Origin of the sequence: Aquitalea pelogenes, assembly GCF_001515305.1 — a bacterium.
Lineage (GTDB): Bacteria > Pseudomonadota > Gammaproteobacteria > Burkholderiales > Chromobacteriaceae > Aquitalea > Aquitalea pelogenes.
On the sequence record NZ_LNQV01000010.1, the window covers coordinates 1 to 19,251 of the forward strand.

A 19,251-nucleotide genomic window follows, 5' to 3' on the forward strand; every position below is an offset into this window, starting at 1 on the left:
GCCAGCGCAGCCCAGGCCGACAGCCTCAGCGCACGGCGCTGCCGTTTTGTGCTGGATGACGCCCCCATGGTGGTGTGCGAGGTGTTCCTGCCCGCCCTGCATTACCGGCAACTGGACAGCAGCCATCCGCTGTATCAGGCCAGCGCAGCCCAGGCCGACAGCCTCAGCGCACGGCGCTGCCGTTTTGTGCTGGATGACGCCCCCATGGTGGTGTGCGAGGTGTTCCTGCCCGCCCTGAAAGACTTTGCCCGATGACACTGCACGCCCTGAAAGACCGCTACACCGTTTACAAGCAGCTGATGCGCATGGACAAGCCCATCGGCACCCTGCTGCTGCTGTGGCCTACCCTGTGGGGGCTGTGGATCGCCGGCAACGGCAAGCCGGACCCGCTGGTGGTGCTGATTTTCGTGGTCGGCACCTTCCTGATGCGCTCGGCTGGCTGCGTCATCAACGACTATGCCGACCGCCACTACGATATGCATGTGGAGCGCACCAGCCAGCGCCCGTTTGCCCGTGGTGCGGTGACCGAGCGCGAAGCGCTGCTGCTGGCCCTGGTGCTGGCCATTCTCTCCTTCCTGCTGATCTTGCCGCTTAACCAGCTGACCTGGCTGATGAGTGTGCCAGCGGTTTTCGTGGCCGCCAGTTACCCCTTTACCAAGCGTTTCTTCCCCATGCCGCAGGCCTATCTGGGCATTGCCTTCTCTTTTGGCATTCCCATGGCCTTTGCCGCGCTCAACAATCACGTTCCCGCACTGGCCTGGCTGCTGCTGCTGGCCAATGCCTTCTGGACCGTGGCTTACGACACCGCCTATGCCATGGCCGACAAACCGGATGACCTGAAAATCGGTATCAAGACCTCGGCCATCACTTTTGGCGATCACGACGTCACCGGCATCATGCTGTGCCACGCCGTGTTCATCAGCATGATGACCGGTATCGGCCTGCACCTGAGCCTGGGCTGGCCCTTCTTTGCCGCGCTGATCATCAGCCTGGGCTTGATTGCCAAGCAGTATCTGGAAATCCGCACCCGTGACCGGGGGCTGTGTTTCAAGGCTTTTCTGGACAATAACCGCGTCGGTGCGGTGCTGATGGCAGGTATCGTGCTGAGCTATCTGTTGAAGTGAAGGTGTAGCCGCATGGTGGGCGGTCAAAGTTAAAACAGGTTTTGCATCCGCTTACGCGGATGAGGGTTTTGAGTGCCGCTTCCGCGCGGCGGACGGGAAAGGGATCTTTGCTTGGCCAAAGATCCCCACTACAGGAAAAGTTAGCCGCATCGTATGGCCTGCGGCTGCCCGACAGGACTGCATCGGTGCGGTGGTTCTCTGATCAAGAACACCTGTCGGAGCCACCCCGTCCCGTCAGCGCGAGCCGACACAGATGTGCCGCTCAGGGTCTTAAGCGGTCGGCTGTTCGCAGCGGCGCGACGTTAGCGCGTCGCAAGTTCCGGCCGCGCCCTGAGCGGTGCGGCTGGGGCGGGAATTCGACGCGCTGCGGGTCGCCTTTTCTTTGGGTACTTTCTTTTGGCGAAGCAAAAGCAAAGTACCTCGACGGCGGGGCGAGACCCGCGAAGTTGTTTTTTGTTTTGATCTTGATGGCGATAACCCAGTGTGGGAATCCGCTCACGCGGATGATGATTTAAGTGCCGCTTCCGCACGGCAGACGGGAAGGAGGGCTTGCCTGGCCAAGCCCTCCTTCACCTCCAAGGCCACCCCAACAAGCATGGCCTGCGGCTGCCCTCCGGGACCTGACACTGCTGCGGCACGGCTGGAACTCGCGATTGGCTAACGTCCAATTGCTCAAACAGCCAGCCGCTTAAAACCGCAGCAGCGCCACCCGTCGGCATGCTTGACGGGGCCCGTGGGCGCGTCGGTGCGGTGGTTTTCCAGCTGGGAAAATGGATTTACTCGGGAGGATTTCACGGTGGATCGCCCCTTCGGGGCATCCACCCTACAGGCCACTCCCGTCAACAACCTGCTATTTACCCTCACCTTCAGCCAGTTTCCGCCCTACTCCCCCATCGCTACAGTGTGCCGCTGGTGCTCAACACACCCCCAACACGGCTGCCGCATCCGTTTGTCTTGCGGCATTTTTACGTCCATCGGTTTTGTCATTGTCGGTTTTTGTGGACAATGCGCAGCTTATGGTCGGGTAGCGTGCAGCCATGCAATACCTGGGCAACCGGGAAAAACTGTGGGCCGTGTTGGCGGTGTTGAAGTGCCCGACCACCCTCTCAACAAGGGTGATTTCAACGATCCAACATCAAGGCAAGTACCATGACCCAGCACACCCCTTCACAATCCGAACATCCCCCTCCCCTTTGCTTTTACTACCACGGTAAACCGCTGCATGTGCTGCACCACAACGACCAATGGTGGCTGCACAGCAGCGATGTACTGGCCGTCATCGGACGGCGGCTGGGACGCCGCATCCAGCAATTACTGAGTGCCGACCCCAATACTGGCATCTCCCCGTTTGGCGAAGAACAACCGGAGTGCTGGCTCGCCACCGCCCTGCTGCGCGTCTTGCGTCGTAGCGGCAAGCCGCTGGCGCGGCAACTGCGAAACTGGTTGAACAGCGAGCTGCTGCCCGCACTGGCGCAGTTACCACCCGCAGCCCCACGTTGGGAGCAGGCTCTGGCACTGGCGACGGAGGCCGGGGTCCAGGTGAGCCATGCGGTGTTGCAAGCGGTGCTGAACCAAGGCATGCGTTGGCAGCATTCGCACTGGTTGCTGACGCTGGATTACACGCCTGACCACCCCTTGCGCCATGCGCATGGCCGTTTGCTGGGGCTGAACAGCAAGGTAACGCCCTTGCAGGCGCTGGCGCAGCAGATTGCCACTGCGCAGGGGATTGCCGCGGATAATGGTGAATTGCTGGTGCTGGCGTCAGCGTGTCATCAGCAACTGCGTGGCCGTTTACAGCGGCAGGCCCGGCGGGTGATGCAGGCGGGTTGAGTGGGCATCCGCTGCGCGGATGATGATTTAAGTGCCGCTTCCGCGCGGCGGACAGGCAAGAGATCTTTGCTTGGCCCTCAACAAAAAAGGCCCCGCCCGGAGCCTTTGCGTGCTGAACGATACCGGCGCTACTGCGCCTGGAACGGCAGGCTGTAAGCCTTCTCCCCCAGATGCAGGGTGGCAATCCAGTGACGGCTACCCGTGGCACATACCGGCAAGGTGATGCGGGCTTGCCAGTTGGCGCCATCCGCCACAAAGCGGTAGCGATTGAACCCCATGTCCATGTCTGCCATGGCGAACTCCACGCTGGGTTCGCTGGCAGTCACCCCTTCCAGGCGCATGACAAAAGGCTTGCCATTTTGCGGAGGCGTGACAAAACGCAGGCTGCCACCGTCCGGCAGGCTGCACGCCCCCTGTGTGACATTGCAGGCCAGCGACTCCGGCACAGCGGCTTGTTGCTTGTGCTGGAAATACCACCAGATGAGGCCGCCCTTGAGTGCCGCCAGCAATATCAGGGCAACGCCAATCAACAGCAGTTTTTTCTGCTTGAGATTCATCGTCATTGCCATGCCCCCCGCATCAGCGCCACCCCGTGCGCACCATGCTGGCGGGCTCGTGGCAGATCCTGCTGCTGCAAACCACCCAACGCATACACCGGCAGCGGGATGCCATCTGCCAATACCGCCGTAAAGCCTTGCCAGCCCAGTGGCGTGACGCCGGGGTGGCTGGCCGTGGGCTGGACGTGTCCAAGCAAGGCGTAATCCAGGCCGAGCGCTGCCGCCTGTTGTAATTCCTCAGCCGAATGCACTGAAGCCCCCACCCAGTCAAAATCCGGCCGCAGTGCCAGATGCCGCAGACGGGTGCCATTCAGATGCACACCATCCACCGGCCAGCCGACCAGCCAGTCCGGCTCGGCATTCACCACCACCTTGCCGCCGCGCGCATGTACGATGGCAGCCACGTCGGAGACAAAGGCCTGCAACTGCTGCCGGTTCATGTCCGGTTCACGCACCTGTACCAGCCCGTATGCAGGGCCAGCGGCCAAGGCTTGCAACTGGGCGGCCACGCCAATTTCATGCGCGCAAGTGATGGCATAGACGGCAGGCAGTTGCAGGGATTTGAGGATAGGCCCGTTAGCCGGCAGCATGGGCTCGACACTGGTCTGGTCTGGCGCTTGCCAGGCAAACTGCTGGCCTTCCTGTGGCTGCGGCTCACCCTGCCAGTCCCATACCCGGAAGAAGTGCAAGCGTACCGATGCATGTTCGTAGTGATGCACCCGGGTCAGCCAGGGCGTGGCATGGGTCACCGTGATGGCCATTTCTTCTTGCAGCTCGCGCACCAGCGCCTGCATGGCGCTTTCTCCCGGCTCCACCTTGCCGCCGGGAAACTCCCAGTAACCGGCATAGGGCTTGCCTTCCGGCCGGCTGCCCAGCATGAAGCTGCCATCCGGTCGCATCAGTGCGCCCGCCACCACTTCGATGATTTTCTTGTCGGAATGCATGTTGATTATTGTTTGCCTTAATGTTTCTCGCGGGCCACCACCACGCCGCTGGCGATGATGAGTGCACCGCCCAGCCAGGTGGTGATGCCGGGCATTTCACCAAAAAACAGATAGCCCAGTGCGGCTGCCCATAGCAGGATGCTGTATTCCAGCGGTGCCACCGCCGACAGCTGCACATAGCGCAGTGACAGTGCGTTGACGAAATTGGCCAACCCGCCGCTCAGGCCCAGCAACAGCAGTACCAGCCAGTCGCCCCAGCCGGGCAGCTGCCAGTCGCTGCCGGCAGTCAGCGCACTGACTATCAGCATGATCAGCGTTCCCAGCATGGCAATGGTGGCCGGGCTGTCGGTGGCCGACAGCTGGCGCGTCAGCAGCGAGGCCAGGGCATAAGACAAGGCAGAACCCACCGCCAGCAGGCTGTAGACATTGAACTGCAGGCCGGACCAGCCACACACCACCAGCACACCCAGCAAGCCCAGTACCACCGCCAGCCATTGCCGCCTCCCAACGCGCTCGCCCAGCCACACCAGGCTGAGCAAGAGCATGAACACCGGGTTGGACAGGGTGATCACCGTCACCGTGGCCAGGGGCAGATGGCGCAAGGCAATGAAGAAAGTGACGATGGTGACCAGCACCACCATGCCACGCAGCAAATGCCGCCACGGATGGGCGGTGGCCAGTAGCCTGGCCGGTGCGCTGCTGTGACGCAAGCCCAGCACCAGCAGGATGGGCAGGGCAAACAGCGAGCGGAAGAAGATGATCTCCCCCACCGGATAGCCATGGGTCAGCCATTTGGCGCTGGCATCCATCACCGCCAGCAAAAAGATGGCCAGACTGTACAGCAGGATGCCGCGCGCCTTGTGCTGCGACGGCATGCTGGCGGCGGCCGTCACGCTCACTTGCCCAGCTCCGCCTTGCGTTCCTTGGCGCTACGCCCGGCCCAGTCATTGGCAAACTGCCAGGCTACCCGGCCGGAACGGCTGGCGCGCAGCTGGCTCCATTGCAGGGCAGCGCGTTCGGCTTCGCTGTCCATGGGCAGCTGGAAATGCTCCAGCCAGGTTTTGACCGCGGCGAGGTAAGCGTCCTGATCAAACGGATAAAACGACAGCCACAGGCCGAAGCGGTCCGACAGCGACACTTTTTCTTCGATGGCTTCGCCCGGATGGATTTCGCCATCGCTGACCCAGCCTTCGCGGTTTTCGCTGTGTTTTTCCGGCATCAGGTGACGGCGGTTGGAGGTGGCATACACCAGCATGTTTTCCGCCCGGCGGGCCAGGCCGCCATCCAGTGCGGTTTTCAGTGCCTTGTAGGCGTCATCACCATCTTCAAACGACAGGTCGTCACAGAACAGGATGTAACGCTCCTTGCGACCGGCCACCAGTGCCATGATCTGGGCCAGATCGGACAAATGCTCCTTGTCCACCTCGATGATGCGCAGGCCCTTGTCGGCAAACTCCGGCAGCAAGGCTTTTACCAGTGACGATTTGCCGGTGCCACGCGCACCAGTCAGCAGCACATTGTTGGCCGGTTTGCCCTTGACGAACTGGCGGGTGTTGCGCACCAAGAGCTTGAGCTGATTGTCGATATGGGTCAGCCGTGCCAGCGGCAGGGTGTGCGGCTCGTCGACACTCTCCAGCCAGCCGGCCATGCCCTGACGCCGCCAGCGGTAAGCCGCTGCACTCCAGTCCGGCTCGGGCCGGGCCGGAGGCAACAGGGGTTCGAGACGGGCCAGCAGGGCTTCGGCGCGGGCCAGGAATGCTTGCAGTTGCTCCATATCATCTCTCCATACAAAAACAGTCTGGCCGTAGCCAGACTGTCTGAACTATTGATGCGCTATGTCAGCCACGCAGGCTGATGATCGGCCAGCCCTGCTCCTTGGCATGCTGGCGCAGGGTGTCGTCCGGGTCGACTGCCACCGGGTTGCTGACGATGGACAACAAGGGCAGGTCGTTGTGCGAATCGCTATAGAAGAAGCTGCGGCCATAGCTGGCCAGCATCTGGCCACGTTCAGCCAGCCACATTTCCAGCCGGGTAATCTTGCCGGCCTGGAAGCTGGGTACGCCGGTGTGCTTGCCGGTGTAACGACCATCGGCGGTGCGTTCCAGGTCGATGGCGATCAGGTGTTCGTCATCCACGCCCAGTTCGGCCGCGATGGGACCGGTGATGAAGCGGTTGGTGGCGGTGATGATGAGGATTTCATCGCCCTGCTGGCGATGCAGGTTGAGCAGGTCACGCGCGGCTTGCGGAATGATGGGGCGGATATGTTCATCCATATAAGCCGCATGCAGTGCCGCCAGTTCCTGATTGTCGTAGCGGGTGAGCGGTTCCAGCGCAAATTCCAGGTATTCGCCGATATTCAGCGTGCCGGCCTTGTACTGTTCGTAGAAATGGTTGTTGCGGTGGTCGTAGTAAGCCTGATCCACAATGCCGCGCTTGATCAGGAAGCGCGGCCATTCGAAATCGGAGTCGCCGATCAGCAGGGTGTTGTCCAGGTCAAACAGGGCCAGATTGCGTGCTTGGGTCATGTGTCGGAAGAACTCGCGGTTTGCAAAACGTTTTTCACCAGCGGCACGGTGATGGGACGGCGCAGCGCCAGCGAATAGCGGTCCAGCATGTCCAGCATGCCGATCAGGCTGGACAGGTCGCGCCGCCAGTGGGTAAGCAGGTAACGGAATACATCGTCGGCAATCGCCAGCTGGCGGTTGGCGGCATGAGTGCGCAGGGCGGCCAGCTTGTCGTCGTCGGACAGGGCCTTTACTTCCAGCACCAGTCCCCATCCCAGGCGGGTACGCAGGTCGTCACGCACGGCGGCGGCCATCGGCGGCTTGCGCCCGGCCATCAGCAGGCGGCCTTCGCCGCTCTCCTTCAGGGAGTTATAAAAGGAGAACAGGGTGATCTGGTCGTCCGGTGCCAGGTCGTCGACATGGTCTACGGCGATGAAGCTGGCTTCACGGGCAAAGTCCGGCAAATGCTCTTTCTGGCCATCCAGATAAATGGAAGCACGCCCCAGCCGCTCGGCATGGGCAATCCAGGCTTGCAACAGGTGCGTCTTGCCGCTGCCGGGTTCACCCCACAGATAGATGAAACGCTCGCCATCCTCCGCCGTGAGGGCGGTAATCACCTCGCGGTTGCGCTGGGCCAGGAAATTGTCGAAAGCCGGCAGCGGCGTGGGGGTCAGGTCTAGTACTAGCTGGTCCAAGAGTAAGGTCGTGTGGGCCGATTGAAGTCAGGCTGCAATTTTACGCTGAGATGCCTGCTTGGCGAAACCGCTGCATGGCATTTGTTTAGTGCTTGTTGTTGTATAAAATCGCCAGTCTGCATGCTCCCGCCGCGCCTGCGCACCCTGCCAACTGCCGCTCCCCCAGCCTGCCCGGCACACATCCGGACAACACATTGCAAACTTAGCGCAGCTTTCCCGAGGAAATTCAGTTAAAATACAGTGCTTTCGCATCAGCGAAAGCTTGACGTGAAAATACTTCAAGTTAGCAGAAAGCGAGTTTACCTTGAGCACCCAGTCCCTCAGTTACCGTGATGCAGGCGTGGATATCGACGCCGGCGACGCGCTCGTCGAAAACATCAAGCCCTATGCCAAGCGCACCATGCGCCCGGAAGTTCTCGGCGGTATCGGCGGTTTCGGCGCACTGGTGGAAATTTCCAAAAAGTACAAAGAGCCCGTCCTGGTTTCCGGCACCGATGGCGTGGGCACCAAGCTGAAACTCGCCTTTGACTGGAACCGCCACGACACCGTCGGCATCGATCTGGTCGCCATGAGCGTGAACGACATCCTGGTACAGGGCGCCGAGCCGCTGTTCTTCCTGGATTACTTCGCCTGCGGCAAGCTGGACGTACCGCAAGCCACCGACGTGATCAAGGGCATTGCCGCCGGTTGCGAACAAGCCGGTTGTGCACTGATCGGCGGCGAAACGGCTGAAATGCCGGGCATGTACCCGGTGGGCGAATACGACCTGGCCGGCTTTGCCGTCGGCGTAGTGGAAAAAAGCCAGGTGATCACCGGCCGTACCATCGTACCGGGCGATGTTGTCCTGGGCCTGGGTTCCAACGGTGTGCATTCCAACGGCTACAGCCTGGTTCGCAAGATCATCGACCGCGCCCAGCCGGATCTGGACGCCGCCTTTGATGGCGACAAGAGCCTGCGCGACGCCGTGATTGCGCCGACCCGCATCTACGTGAAACCGCTGCTCAAGCTGATGCAGACCCTGCCGGTAAAAGGCATGGCCCACATCACCGGCGGCGGCATCACCGAAAACACGCCGCGCGTACTGCCGGACAATGTTGTCGCCCAACTGGATGCAAACAGCTGGGAGCTGCCCAAGCTGTTCCAGTGGCTGCAAAAAGAAGGCAATGTGGACAGCCAGGAAATGTACCGCACCTTCAACTGTGGCATCGGCATGGTAGTGATTGTGGCCGAAGAGCACGTGGCTGCTGCCACTGCCCTGCTGCAGCAGGAAGGCGAAACCGTACATCGCCTGGGCACTGTGCGCGCCCGCAATGGTGACGAACACCAGACCCAGATTTCCTGAGTCCGGCAGTGACACCGAACGGCGCCGCTAGCACTGCTGGCGGCGCTTGTTTTTTTACCGGCAGGCATTGTGGCTGCCGCAGACATGTTGACCCATGAAGAATATCGTCATCCTGATTTCCGGCCGTGGCTCCAATATGCAGGCCATTGTCGACGCCAATATCGCCGGCGCATGCATTGCGGCGGTGATATCCAATCGCCCTGATGCCGCTGGCCTCGCCTGGGCCGCCGAGCGTGGCATTGCCACGGCCGTGGTGGACCACAAGGCCTATGCCAGCCGCGAGGACTTCGATGCCGCACTGGCCCAGGTCATTGATGGCTTCCAGCCGCAGCTGGTGGTGCTGGCCGGTTTCATGCGCATTCTGACCGCCGGCTTCACCCGTCGTTACGAAGGCCGCATGCTCAACATCCACCCCTCGCTGCTGCCCGCCTTCCCTGGCCTGCATACCCACGCGCGGGCGCTGGAAATGGGCTGCAAGGTGGCAGGTTGTACCGTGCACTTTGTCACGGCCGAACTGGATCACGGCCCCATCGTGTCGCAAGGCGTGGTCAGCCTGCTGCCGGGCGACACCCCGGACAGCGTGGCCGCGCGGGTATTGCAGCTGGAACACCAGCTCTACCCCGATGCCGTACGACGTTTTGTCGCCGATGAACTGAACATTATTGATGGCCGCGTGGCCTCGCCAGACCAGCCGCCCGGCAGCCTGATGGCCCCGGCGCCGTAATTCCGGCATCAGCATGAAGACACCGCTGCGGGTCTTTGCCCTTGCCTTGCTGCTCTCGGTACTGGTGCATCTGACCATGCTGGGCTCGGGCCTGCTGCCCGATGCCGTCATCGAACTGCCGCCCGATCAGGCGCTGCGCAAGATTGACGTCAAGATGCAGGCTCTGGCGCTGGACACACCGGCGCCACCCGCAGTACCCACTGCCCGGCTGCTGCCTGTCGGCCCGGCGGTCGGCTCAGCCCCGCACCAGCCGTCAGCCAGAAAGCACAAGCGCAAACGCGACGCCTCAGGTGCGCAGGCCAGGGCAGACACCGTAGCGGACAAAGCGGCGGAGCATCCTGCCGAGCTGGCAGATGCCAGCCAGCCGGCCACAGAAAACAGCAAGCGTGCCGAGGCCAGCATGCCGGAGGCAGAACAGCCGGCATCAAAGCCGGAAAAACACGCCAAGGCAGCAGAAGCCAGCGCGCCGGCAACCAGCAACAACGACAGGCCGGCCGGTTATCTGACCCCGGCCAGCGCACTGCACCGCTTCCCGGCACGGGCCAAACTTGGCTACCAGACCTTCTATAATGGTGCGATGGTGGGCAGCGGCGGTCTGGATTGGCAGCAGGATGGCCACCGCTACACGCTGGAAATCCGCTTCAATCCGCTGGTGGGCGGAAATCGGCGCTACCTTTCGCAAGGGCAACTGGGCAAACAAGGCCTGCAACCGGATAGCCTGCAAGCCTGGGTAGGTCAGGATGCCAAGGAGTCCGCCCGCTTTGACTGGTCTGCCGGCATGCTGCATTTTGGCGACCAGGGCGACAAGGAAGTCGCCTTGCGCAGCGGGGCGCAGGATGTATTCAGCCTGGCTTTCCAGCTGGGCCTGAAGGGCGGCCAGCTTGGCACTGCCCCGCTACAGATCACCACCGGGAAAAAGGTCTACGACTATCCGATGACCCCCAGTGGCGAAACCGATTACGACACCGGCTCCGGCAAGATCCGGGTGATAGTGTTCCGCGCCAAGGGCGAGGACGACATCACCGAATTCTGGCTGGCTCCGGATTTCTCCAATCTGCCGGTGCGCATTTCGCGCATCGACAAAAGCAAGCGGGTGGAACTGCGCGCCGTGCTGATCAATGTTGACGGCACCGAGCAATGGCGCCTGCCCGCTCGCCCCATGACCCGGAATAACCGTTAATGAATATCAGCCATAGCCAACTGAAACATATCGAAACCGTCATCGGCCAGATGACCCGCTTCGACCGTCCGGCCGATGCCGTGCTGTCCGCCTACTTCCGCGAAAACGTGAAGCTGGGCTCCAACGACCGTCACCTGATTGCCGAAACCGCTTTTGGCTGCCTGCGCCGCCTGATCCAGTTCCGCGCCCTCATCGCCCCGGAAAAAGCCACGCCGCGCCGCCTGGCCATGGTGGCGCTGATGCGTCTGCAAAAGCTCAATATCAAGGAAATGGCTGACTGCACCAGCGCTGGCGAACGCGAATGGCTCGGTGGCGTCAAGGGCAAGACGCTGGAAGACAGCCTGTCCGTGGCGGCCGAACTGCCGGAATGGGTGATCGAGCGTCTGGCAGAAAAAGACCCGAAAGACGTGCTGGCACTGGGCCTGGGCCTGATGGAACCCGCCCCGCTAGACCTGCGCGTCAACACCCTGAAAATGAAGCGTGATGAAGTCATCGACCGTCTGCGCGCCGACGGCATGCCCTGCGAACCCACTCCGTACTCCCCGCTCGGCATCCGCCTGCAAGGCAAGCCCTCGCTGAGCAAGTACGAGCTGTTCAAGTCCGGTGCCATCGAAGTGCAGGATGAAGGCAGCCAGCTCTTGGGCCTGATTACCGGCGCACGTCGTGGTGAAATGGTGGTGGACTTCTGTGCCGGTGCCGGTGGCAAGACCCTGCTGCTGGGCGCGCAAATGGCTTCCAGCGGCCGCCTGTACGCATTTGACGTGTCGGAAAAGCGTCTGGCCAACCTCAAGCCGCGTCTGGCCCGCTCCGGCCTGTCCAATGTGCATCCGCAACTGCTGGCTCACGAGAACGACAGCAAGGTGAAGCGTCTGGCCGGCAAGGCGGATCGCGTGCTGGTGGATGCCCCCTGCTCCGGCCTTGGCACCCTGCGCCGTAACCCGGACCTGAAATTCCGCCAGAGCCCGGAAAGCGTGGCCGAGCTGAACGCCAAGCAAACCGCCATCCTGGCGTCGGCAGCCCGTCTGGTCAAAGTGGGCGGCCGTCTGGTGTATGCCACCTGCAGCCTGCTGCCGCAGGAAAACCGCGACATCGTGGAAGCCTTCCTGGCCGCACATCCGGACTTCAGCCTGCTGCCGATGGATGCCGCACTGGCCGAACAGAAAATTCCGCTGCAAATCGGTGATTATCTGGAACTGAAACCGCATTTGCATAATTCTGACGGTTTCTTTGCCGCGGTTCTGGTCAGGAAAGCAGATTGACCTTATCATTAGAGTATTAGCAGAATCGAAAATACTGTTCAATCCAGAATGATTTGCGTTTCGGCTCTGCTACTCTCTTGATAAACCGATGGAGTTCCCACCCCCATGTCCGACTCCAGAGTCGCCCGGCGCCTGGGCCAGCACGGCCTGCGCGCCAGCCGCCGCCTGAGATACCTGTATTTGTCCGTGGGATTGTGGCGGCGTCGGGCTCCCATCTGGATTGCTGCCATCCTCATCGGCCTGGTGGCCGCCGTGTTTGCCAATGGCAGCCATCTGTCGCACGAGCTGTTCTACGAGATCTACGATCAATCGCCGTTTTGGGCGCTGTTGATCACCCCCGCCGGGCTGGGTTTGTCCGTCTGGCTGCTGCGCACCTTCTTTGAAGGTGCCGGTGGTGGCGGCATTCCGCAAACCATCATTGCCATGCAGCCGGGCATGCATGCGCTGCGCGCGCGCATCCTGACCATGCGGGCTGCCGTGGGCAAGATGGTGCTGACGCTGATCGGCGTGGGCTGTGGCTCCACCATGGGCTATGAAGGCCCCATCGTGCAGGTGGGTGCTGCCATCAAGTATTCCCTCAACCGCGAAGCCGCCTTGCGCCATGAAGGCGTGGCACGCAGTTTCATTCTGGCCGGTGCCGCCGCCGGGGTAGCCGCCGCGTTCAACACCCCGCTGGCCGGCATCGTGTTTGCCATCGAGGAAATGGGCCGCACCTTCGACCAGCGTGCCAGCTCCACCATCCTGCTGTCGGTGATTCTGGCCGGTATCACCGCCATTGCCGTACTGGGTGACTACAACTACTTCGGCGTGGTATCCGTCGCGCTGGAGTTGCGCTCGGGCTGGATGGCCATTCCGGTATGCGGCATCGTCGGCGGCATCATCGGCGGGCTGACTTCACGTGCCATTCTGGCACTGGCCAACCGCCTGCCCGGCCCCTTGCATGACTGGCGCAGCCATTACCCCATCCTGTTTGCCATTGCCTGCGGCTTGCTGCTGGCCGTCATCGGCATTGGCAGCGATGGCATTACCTTTGGCACCGGCTATTTCCGTGCCAAGGAAATCATTGAAGGTGGCGGCAGCAGCATGCAGGAATACGGCATTCTCAAGCTGCTGTCGTTGATCATCACCTATATCAGCGGCGCACCCGGCGGGATGTTTGCCCCTTCCCTCGCCGTCGGGGCGGGCTTTGGCCTGAACATGTCATTGTTGCTGCCTTTCTTGCCCCAAGCCGCCATGGTGCTGCTGGGCATGGTGGCGTTTTTCTCAGGCATGACGCGCGCACCGATGACCGGCTTTGTCATCGTGATGGAAATGACTTCATCTTCGTCCAGCATGATCATCCCGCTGATGGCGACTGCGCTGGTGGCGGCCAATGTGTCGCGCTTCATGAACCGGCATGCCTTGTATGACGGCCAGGCCGAGATATTCCTGCGCCAGCTTCGCGCACGCCATCAGGCAAATTGACCGGGACGGCCCGCTTACGTACAATAACCCATTGATTCAGTCAAGTATTCAGGGTCAGCCCGGCGCCGGCCCTTTCACAGCAAGGAATTCCCCATGGATACCCAGGAAATCATCAAGCAGACCGTTACCGAAAATCCGGTTGTGTTGTTCATGAAAGGTTCGGCCCAGTTCCCGCAGTGCGGCTTTTCCTCGCGCGCAGTGCAAATCCTGAAAGCCTGTGGCGTCGAAACCATCAAGACCGTCGACGTGCTGCAAGACCCGGAAATCCGCCAGGGCATCAAGGAATTCTCCAACTGGCCGACCATTCCGCAGCTGTACGTGAAGGGTGAATTCATTGGCGGTTCGGACATCATGTACGAGATGTACCAGTCCGGCGAACTGCAACAGGTGCTGGAAGGCCTGTAAGCCACGCATTGCAGTCATCCTGAAAACCCGGCCGTGCCGGGTTTTTTGCGGCATTTTGAAGATGAACATATCCACCCGGAATTCCCTGTCTTACAATTCAGCCATGACAGACAGGCAAGGCAGCGCCCTTTTCGTAGCGGATACCTGACAGACATGACCTCCTCCCAAGCTGACGGCTTCTATGCCGCTCCGGACCAAAGTGCCAGCCCGTTGACTGCCAACGGTGGCACGGCCATGCCGATTGATGAAATCTGGAAAGCGCTGGTCAACGACCAGCTGGTGCCATATTTCCAGCCGATTGTGAACATCCAGACCCGCCGCGTGATCGGTGCCGAGGCGCTGGCGCGCTGGCGTCACCCGGCGCTGGGCGTGCTGTCCCCCATCACCTTTGTGCCGGTGATGGAAGAGCGCGGCATGATTCGCGAGCTGACCGAACTGATTCTGGAAAAGTCCCTGTATGCCTGCCGCGACTGGCTGGATCAGGGCTTCGACCTGAATGTATCGATCAACCTGTCGGCCCAGTTGCTGGCCGACCCGCAACTGACCTCCCACCTTACCCAGAAAACACGTCTGGCCGGCTTGACCCCAACCAACCTGACGCTGGAGTTTTCCGAGAGCACCTTGCGCCAGCACTGGACGGTAGCCGACACCCAGCTGGCAACACTGCGCCAGGCCGGTTTTGGCGTGATGGTGGACGAGTTCGGCATTGGCGTGGGGCTGACCGACAAACTCAAGTCCAGTCACTTCAGCGGCCTGAAAACCGACCGGGCCTTTGTCCACGGTGCAGGGGATAACCAGCACTTGCGTGCCATCCTGCAAGAAGCCCTGGAGCTGGGGCAACGTGAAGGCCTGCAGACCATTGGCATGGGCGTGGAAGACGCCGGAGACCTCTCCGTCCTGACGGAACTAGGGTGTACTGCGGTGCAGGGTTATATCTGCTCGGCGCCATTGCCTGCATCAGGGTTAATCCCGTGGATTTCCAGCTGGGAAAAGCGGTAGAATATCGCCCCATACCTCATTCAAAGACCGGCCGCGGCAACAAGGCCGGTTTCGCATATCTGAAACAAGCTGCCATTGCGGTTCACAAGACCGGCATCGGCAGCTTTTTCGCAGGGTTGGGACCAAAAAAATGAATATCCACGTAGTCAACCATCCGCTGGTGCAACATAAACTGGGTCTGCTGCGCGAAGGCGACATCAGCACCATGAAATTCCGCCAGCTCACCCAGGAACTGGCACGCCTGCTGGCTTATGAAGCCACGCGCGACTTCGAACTGGAAGCCACCACCATCGACGGCTGGTGCGGCAAGATCGACGTACAGCAAATCAAGGGCAAGAAAGTCACTGTCGTTCCCATCCTGCGCGCCGGCATCGGCATGCTGGACGGCGTGCTTGATCTGGTGCCTTCCGCCAAGATCAGCGTGGTGGGCCTGGCCCGCAACGAAGAAACACTGGAGCCGGTGTCCTACTTCGAGAAATTCGTCGACAGCCTGGACGAGCGCATTGCCATCATCATCGACCCGATGCTGGCAACCGGTGGCTCCATGGTAGCCACCATCGAACTGCTCAAGCGCAAAGGCTGCAAGCAGATCAAGGCGGTGGTGATGGTCGCAGCGCCGGAAGGCGTGAAGGTGGTCAACGATGCCCATCCGGACGTGCAACTGTACGCGGCATCGCTGGACAGCCATCTGAATGAAAACGGCTACATCATCCCGGGTCTGGGTGATGCCGGTGACAAGATCTTCGGCACCAAGCACATCTGAGTCCTGCCCATGCCTGCAACACGCCGCTCACCTTCAGCCGAAGTAGCGGCGTTTTTTGCAGGCCTTGCAACTCCAGCCCCATGCACAAGGAAGACCTACCGTGTTGAGTCCGCATCAGGCGATTGATCAGGATTTTTTGCTGCGCTTTCCCGACGGCTTGCAGGACGCGGCATGGCAGGCACTGGCCAGAAAGCACCGCAGCGTGGACAGCGTCATCACGCTGTGCAGCCAGGGACTGGCCGCCACGACCATGCAGCAGGCGCTAAACGACGGCAATCTTGCCGCCATCAGCGAAACCTGTCGCCAGATCATCGGCCGCAGCACCACGGTAAGCACCTTCGAGAAGATGGCCTTTCGCAATTACCTGGGCTTTCGCGATGTGCACCTGCCGTTTGCCCAGGCCTTGTATCGCCTGCTGCACCAGTTTGGTCCGGACAGCTTTGCCGACTTTGTCGAGGTACTGCAGTTGTCCCGCAATGACGGCAATGCCAATCCGGCCAAGTGGCCGGTGGTGACCTGCTTTTTGGCCTACAGTCAGCCGGATGTGCATGTGTGCATCAAGCCCACCACCATCAAGAAGGTGGCGGCGCGGCTGGGCGTGGACATTGCCTATCGCCCGCTACCGAACTTTGATACCTACTCACGGGTACAGGCCATGGTGCGGGACTTCAGGCAGCACAGCGAGCTGGCGCGGGAGCAGAACAACATCATTGCCCAGGCCATCATGTATTGCACGGTCTGAGTCAGCGTCAGACCAAGCCCATTTCAATTTCAACAAAAACAGGGAAATCCCATTATGTTCCAACACGTGAAGGTGGCCATCTCCGGCGCCCAGATCCTGTTCGTCGCTTTTGGCGCACTGGTTCTGGTTCCGCTGCTGACTGGCCTCAACCCGGCCATGGCCTTGCTTGGTGCCGGTATTGGCACCTTGCTGTTCCAGCTGTGTACCGGTCGTCAGGTACCCATTTTCCTGGGCAGCTCCTTTGCCTTTATCGGCCCCATCATCTACTCCATGCATACCTGGGGCCAAGGTGCCACCATGTTCGGCCTGTTTGCCGCCGGTTTCATGTACTTCGTGTTTGCCGCCATCGTGCGCTGGCGCGGCATGGCCATGGTCAACAAGCTGCTGCCGCCGGTGGTGATTGGCCCGGTGATCATGATCATCGGTCTGTCGGTAGCCACCGCTGCATCCGGCATGGCCATGGGCCAGGCTGGCGGCAAGCAGATCATGCCTTATGAAACCTCCATGCTGCTGGCTGCGATTTCGCTGGCCACCACCATCATCGTTTCCATTTACGCGCGTGGCATGTTCAAGCTGGTGCCGATTCTGGCCGGCGTCACCGTGGGCTATATCGCTGCTGCCTTCATGGGCGTGGTGGATTTTGCCAAGCTGGCCAATGCACCGTGGTTTGCCGCACCGGTATTCCACAGCCCCGAGGTCAACTGGTCTGCCGCGCTGTTCATGCTGCCGGTGGCCATTGCCCCGTCCATCGAACACATCGGTGGCGTGATGGCCATTGGCGGCGTGACCGGCAAAGACTTCACCAATACGCCGGGCCTGCATCGCACCCTGATGGGTGATGGCCTGGGCGTGTGCGTGGCTGGCCTGATCGGCGGCCCGCCGGTGACTACCTATGCCGAAGTGACCGGCGCAGTGATGATCACCCGCAACTTCAACCCGGTGACCATGACCTGGGCCGCCGTGTTTGCCATCTGCATGGCGTTCTTCGGCAAGTTCAATGCCCTGCTGCAATCCATCCCGATGCCGGTAATGGGCGGCATCATGGTGCTGCTGTTCGGCACCATCGCCTCCATCGGCCTGAAGACGCTGATTGAAGCCAAGGTGGACCTGATGCAGCCGCGCAATCTGGTCATCATCTCGGTAGTGCTGACTGCCGGTATCGGTGGCCTGACACTGAAGCTGGGCGGGCTGGAACTGGCCGGCGTGGGCCTGTGCTCGATTCTGGCCATGGCGCTGAACCTGATTCTGCCCAAATCCTCGGCCAGCCATGACGGCATTGTCGAAGGGCAGGACATCTAAGTACTTGATCAAGGCGATCGGACACGACTGCCTGAGAAAGACAAAAGCGCGGGCTATCCGCGCTTTTTCTTTATATAAATCAGACAGGTCGCAATATTACCGCTTCATGTCCGGATGATGAACGACAGCTTGCCGGGCAGATTGGATAATGTTGACACTCTGTTGAAGTTTCTTCAGGGCTTGCCGTGCATCAGCAAGCCACTGCCGTCAGGGGCAGACAGCAAACTCCTTTGTTGTGTAATTGAAAACGCCATCTGTCGATGGCGTTATTTTTTTGTCCTGCGTCTAGACCGGTCCATGCAAGGGCATGGGGCGCAGTCTTGCCATTTTCAACACATCTTCATAACGCCCGTTGCGCAAGGCATATGCGCGCAAACAGGCCTCTTCGACAAAACCATACTTGCGGTACAAGCCCAGCGCAGCGGCATTGTCGGTGAAAACCGTCAGTTCCACCCGGTGCAGGCCCAGCCAGTTATCGGCCAGGTCCAGCATGGCCTGCAGCAAGGCAGAACCCACGCCCTGTCCCTGCCATTCGCGCTGCACCGCCATGCCCAGGCTGGCACCATGGGCCAGTCTTGGTGCACATTCCCGCCACAGTGAACCATGGGCAATCACCTGGCCTTCGGCCGTTTCCAGCAACAGCGCATGGTGCAGCGGGTCGCTAGCTGCCAGCCGCTGTTGCCATAGCTGCATGGATGGATAAGGAAGCTGCAGGGTATTGCCGTAACAGAGCGGATCGCTCATCAGGGCGCGCAGTGCCGCGGCATCTGCCGGACCGGGTTTGCGAATGCGAAACTGGCTCATGCCTGACCTCCTGCCGGCCAGTGCAGCCGTGCCATCACCACGCTGTCCACATAGCGTCCGTCTTGCAGGATGTCCTGCCGCACCACGCCTTCATGCTGGAAGCCAAAGCGCTCGTACAGCGCAATGGCGCGCTGGTTGTCCTGCTGGGCCATCAGTTGCAGCCGGATCAGCCCCAGCCAGTTGTCGGACAGCTCCAGCAAGGCCTGCATCAGGGCACGCCCCACGCCCTTGCCCTGCCATTCGTCGCGGACCAGCAGGAACAGGTCGGCCACATGGCGGCAACGCGCCTGCGGCAGGATGGTGAGCCCGGCGCTGGCTATCACTTCGTCGGCAGCATCACAGGCCACCAGCCAGTGACAGGATGGGGACAGCTGCAGCAATTTTTGCTGCCAGTCGGCGGCCGACTGATAGGGCTGCTGTGAAGTATGGCGTACCACGCCGGGGGCGGATTGCAAGCGCGCCATGGCGGCGGCGTCTTCCGGCTCGATGCGGCGGATATGAAAACTCATGCGCGATTGCTCCCTTGCAGCCAGTTACAGACAGTCAATCCGCCATCATGACAAACAGCAGCACGATGTTACAAGCCAGCTGATCAAACAAAAGCCCCGTTCCATGA

General features: G+C 60.9%; 20 protein-coding genes and 1 pseudogene. 13 read left to right on the forward strand and 8 right to left on the reverse strand.

Annotated features, from left to right (window positions below):
- The 3 genes and pseudogenes from AWT75_RS21650 to AWT75_RS05895 form a co-directional block, all read left to right on the forward strand.
- Window positions 1-255, forward strand: a pseudogene (locus AWT75_RS21650) (hypothetical protein); the annotation flags it as partial.
- Entirely contained in the window at window positions 252-1,124 is an 873-nt protein-coding gene (ubiA, locus tag AWT75_RS05890; protein ID WP_062788164.1) for a 4-hydroxybenzoate octaprenyltransferase, read from the forward strand. The pseudogene AWT75_RS21650 and the gene ubiA, both read left to right, overlap by 4 nt.
- 1,149 nt (window positions 1,125-2,273) lie before the next feature.
- On the forward strand, window positions 2,274-2,954 hold the full coding sequence (locus tag AWT75_RS05895) for a BRO-N domain-containing protein (RefSeq protein WP_062788166.1): 681 nt from the start codon (window positions 2,274-2,276) through the stop codon (window positions 2,952-2,954).
- Window positions 2,955-3,082: 128 nt separating this feature from the next.
- On the opposite strand, the gene AWT75_RS05900 is transcribed toward AWT75_RS05895, so the two are convergent.
- The 6 genes from AWT75_RS05900 to hda form a co-directional block, all read right to left on the reverse strand.
- The gene (locus AWT75_RS05900) at window positions 3,083-3,511 is read right to left on the reverse strand and encodes a flagellar basal body-associated FliL family protein (RefSeq protein WP_062788167.1); all 429 of its coding nucleotides are present in this window, start codon (window positions 3,509-3,511) and stop codon (window positions 3,083-3,085) included.
- A 2-nt stretch (window positions 3,512-3,513) separates the two neighbouring features.
- Window positions 3,514-4,455, reverse strand: a complete 942-nt coding sequence (locus tag AWT75_RS05905) for a Nudix family hydrolase (protein ID WP_062788168.1) — start codon at window positions 4,453-4,455, stop codon at window positions 3,514-3,516.
- A 17-nt stretch (window positions 4,456-4,472) separates the two neighbouring features.
- Window positions 4,473-5,354, reverse strand: coding sequence for a DMT family transporter (locus tag AWT75_RS05910; RefSeq protein WP_062788170.1), 882 nt, complete (start codon window positions 5,352-5,354; stop codon window positions 4,473-4,475).
- On the reverse strand, window positions 5,351-6,229 hold the full coding sequence (locus AWT75_RS05915) for an ATP-binding protein (RefSeq protein WP_062788172.1): 879 nt from the start codon (window positions 6,227-6,229) through the stop codon (window positions 5,351-5,353). The genes AWT75_RS05910 and AWT75_RS05915 overlap by 4 nt, the downstream gene beginning before the upstream one ends.
- Window positions 6,230-6,293: 64 nt before the next feature.
- A complete protein-coding gene (locus AWT75_RS05920) occupies window positions 6,294-6,980 on the reverse strand; it encodes a histidinol-phosphatase (RefSeq protein WP_062788174.1) in 687 nt (228 codons plus the stop codon).
- Window positions 6,977-7,654: a DnaA regulatory inactivator Hda gene (gene hda / locus AWT75_RS05925; RefSeq protein ID WP_045847287.1), complete on the reverse strand. Its 678-nt coding sequence runs from the start codon at window positions 7,652-7,654 to the stop codon at window positions 6,977-6,979. The genes AWT75_RS05920 and hda overlap by 4 nt, the downstream gene beginning before the upstream one ends.
- Before the next feature lie 304 nt (window positions 7,655-7,958).
- Between hda and purM the strand changes: the two genes are divergently transcribed.
- From purM to AWT75_RS05975, 10 genes are all read left to right on the forward strand, one after another.
- Window positions 7,959-8,996, forward strand: coding sequence for a phosphoribosylformylglycinamidine cyclo-ligase (purM, locus tag AWT75_RS05930; RefSeq protein ID WP_062788176.1), 1,038 nt, complete (start codon window positions 7,959-7,961; stop codon window positions 8,994-8,996).
- Between the two features lie 94 nt (window positions 8,997-9,090).
- On the forward strand, window positions 9,091-9,720 hold the full coding sequence (gene purN, locus AWT75_RS05935) for a phosphoribosylglycinamide formyltransferase (RefSeq protein ID WP_062788179.1): 630 nt from the start codon (window positions 9,091-9,093) through the stop codon (window positions 9,718-9,720).
- 13 nt (window positions 9,721-9,733) lie between these two features.
- The gene (locus tag AWT75_RS05940; RefSeq protein ID WP_062788182.1) at window positions 9,734-10,900 is read left to right on the forward strand and encodes a DUF3108 domain-containing protein; all 1,167 of its coding nucleotides are present in this window, start codon (window positions 9,734-9,736) and stop codon (window positions 10,898-10,900) included.
- Between the two features lie 5 nt (window positions 10,901-10,905).
- The gene (locus tag AWT75_RS05945; RefSeq protein ID WP_197077194.1) at window positions 10,906-12,159 is read left to right on the forward strand and encodes an RsmB/NOP family class I SAM-dependent RNA methyltransferase; all 1,254 of its coding nucleotides are present in this window, start codon (window positions 10,906-10,908) and stop codon (window positions 12,157-12,159) included.
- A gap of 105 nt (window positions 12,160-12,264) precedes the next feature.
- Window positions 12,265-13,623: a chloride channel protein gene (locus AWT75_RS05950; RefSeq protein WP_062788187.1), complete on the forward strand. Its 1,359-nt coding sequence runs from the start codon at window positions 12,265-12,267 to the stop codon at window positions 13,621-13,623.
- A 93-nt stretch (window positions 13,624-13,716) separates the two neighbouring features.
- On the forward strand, window positions 13,717-14,028 hold the full coding sequence (grxD, locus tag AWT75_RS05955) for a Grx4 family monothiol glutaredoxin (RefSeq protein WP_045847283.1): 312 nt from the start codon (window positions 13,717-13,719) through the stop codon (window positions 14,026-14,028).
- Between the two features lie 153 nt (window positions 14,029-14,181).
- On the forward strand, window positions 14,182-15,027 hold the full coding sequence (locus AWT75_RS05960; RefSeq protein ID WP_082695977.1) for an EAL domain-containing protein: 846 nt from the start codon (window positions 14,182-14,184) through the stop codon (window positions 15,025-15,027).
- A 130-nt stretch (window positions 15,028-15,157) separates the two neighbouring features.
- Complete coding sequence (upp, locus tag AWT75_RS05965) at window positions 15,158-15,790, forward strand: uracil phosphoribosyltransferase (protein WP_045847282.1); 633 nt, start codon at window positions 15,158-15,160, stop codon at window positions 15,788-15,790.
- A 100-nt stretch (window positions 15,791-15,890) separates the two neighbouring features.
- Window positions 15,891-16,532 (forward strand): hypothetical protein, encoded by a 642-nt coding sequence (locus tag AWT75_RS05970; protein ID WP_239689480.1) that lies wholly within the window; start codon window positions 15,891-15,893, stop codon window positions 16,530-16,532.
- Between the two features lie 54 nt (window positions 16,533-16,586).
- Entirely contained in the window at window positions 16,587-17,831 is a 1,245-nt protein-coding gene (locus tag AWT75_RS05975) for a uracil-xanthine permease family protein (protein WP_062788192.1), read from the forward strand.
- Window positions 17,832-18,116: 285 nt separating this feature from the next.
- On the opposite strand, the gene AWT75_RS05980 is transcribed toward AWT75_RS05975, so the two are convergent.
- Both AWT75_RS05980 and AWT75_RS05985 read right to left on the reverse strand, forming a co-directional pair.
- Complete coding sequence (locus AWT75_RS05980) at window positions 18,117-18,635, reverse strand: GNAT family N-acetyltransferase (protein ID WP_062788194.1); 519 nt, start codon at window positions 18,633-18,635, stop codon at window positions 18,117-18,119.
- Window positions 18,632-19,144 carry a GNAT family N-acetyltransferase gene (locus AWT75_RS05985; RefSeq protein WP_062788196.1) on the reverse strand — a complete coding sequence of 171 codons (513 nt, stop codon included), beginning with the start codon at window positions 19,142-19,144 and terminating at the stop codon, window positions 18,632-18,634. Before AWT75_RS05985 ends, AWT75_RS05980 begins: the two co-directional genes overlap by 4 nt.
- Window positions 19,145-19,251: the final 107 nt, after the last annotated feature.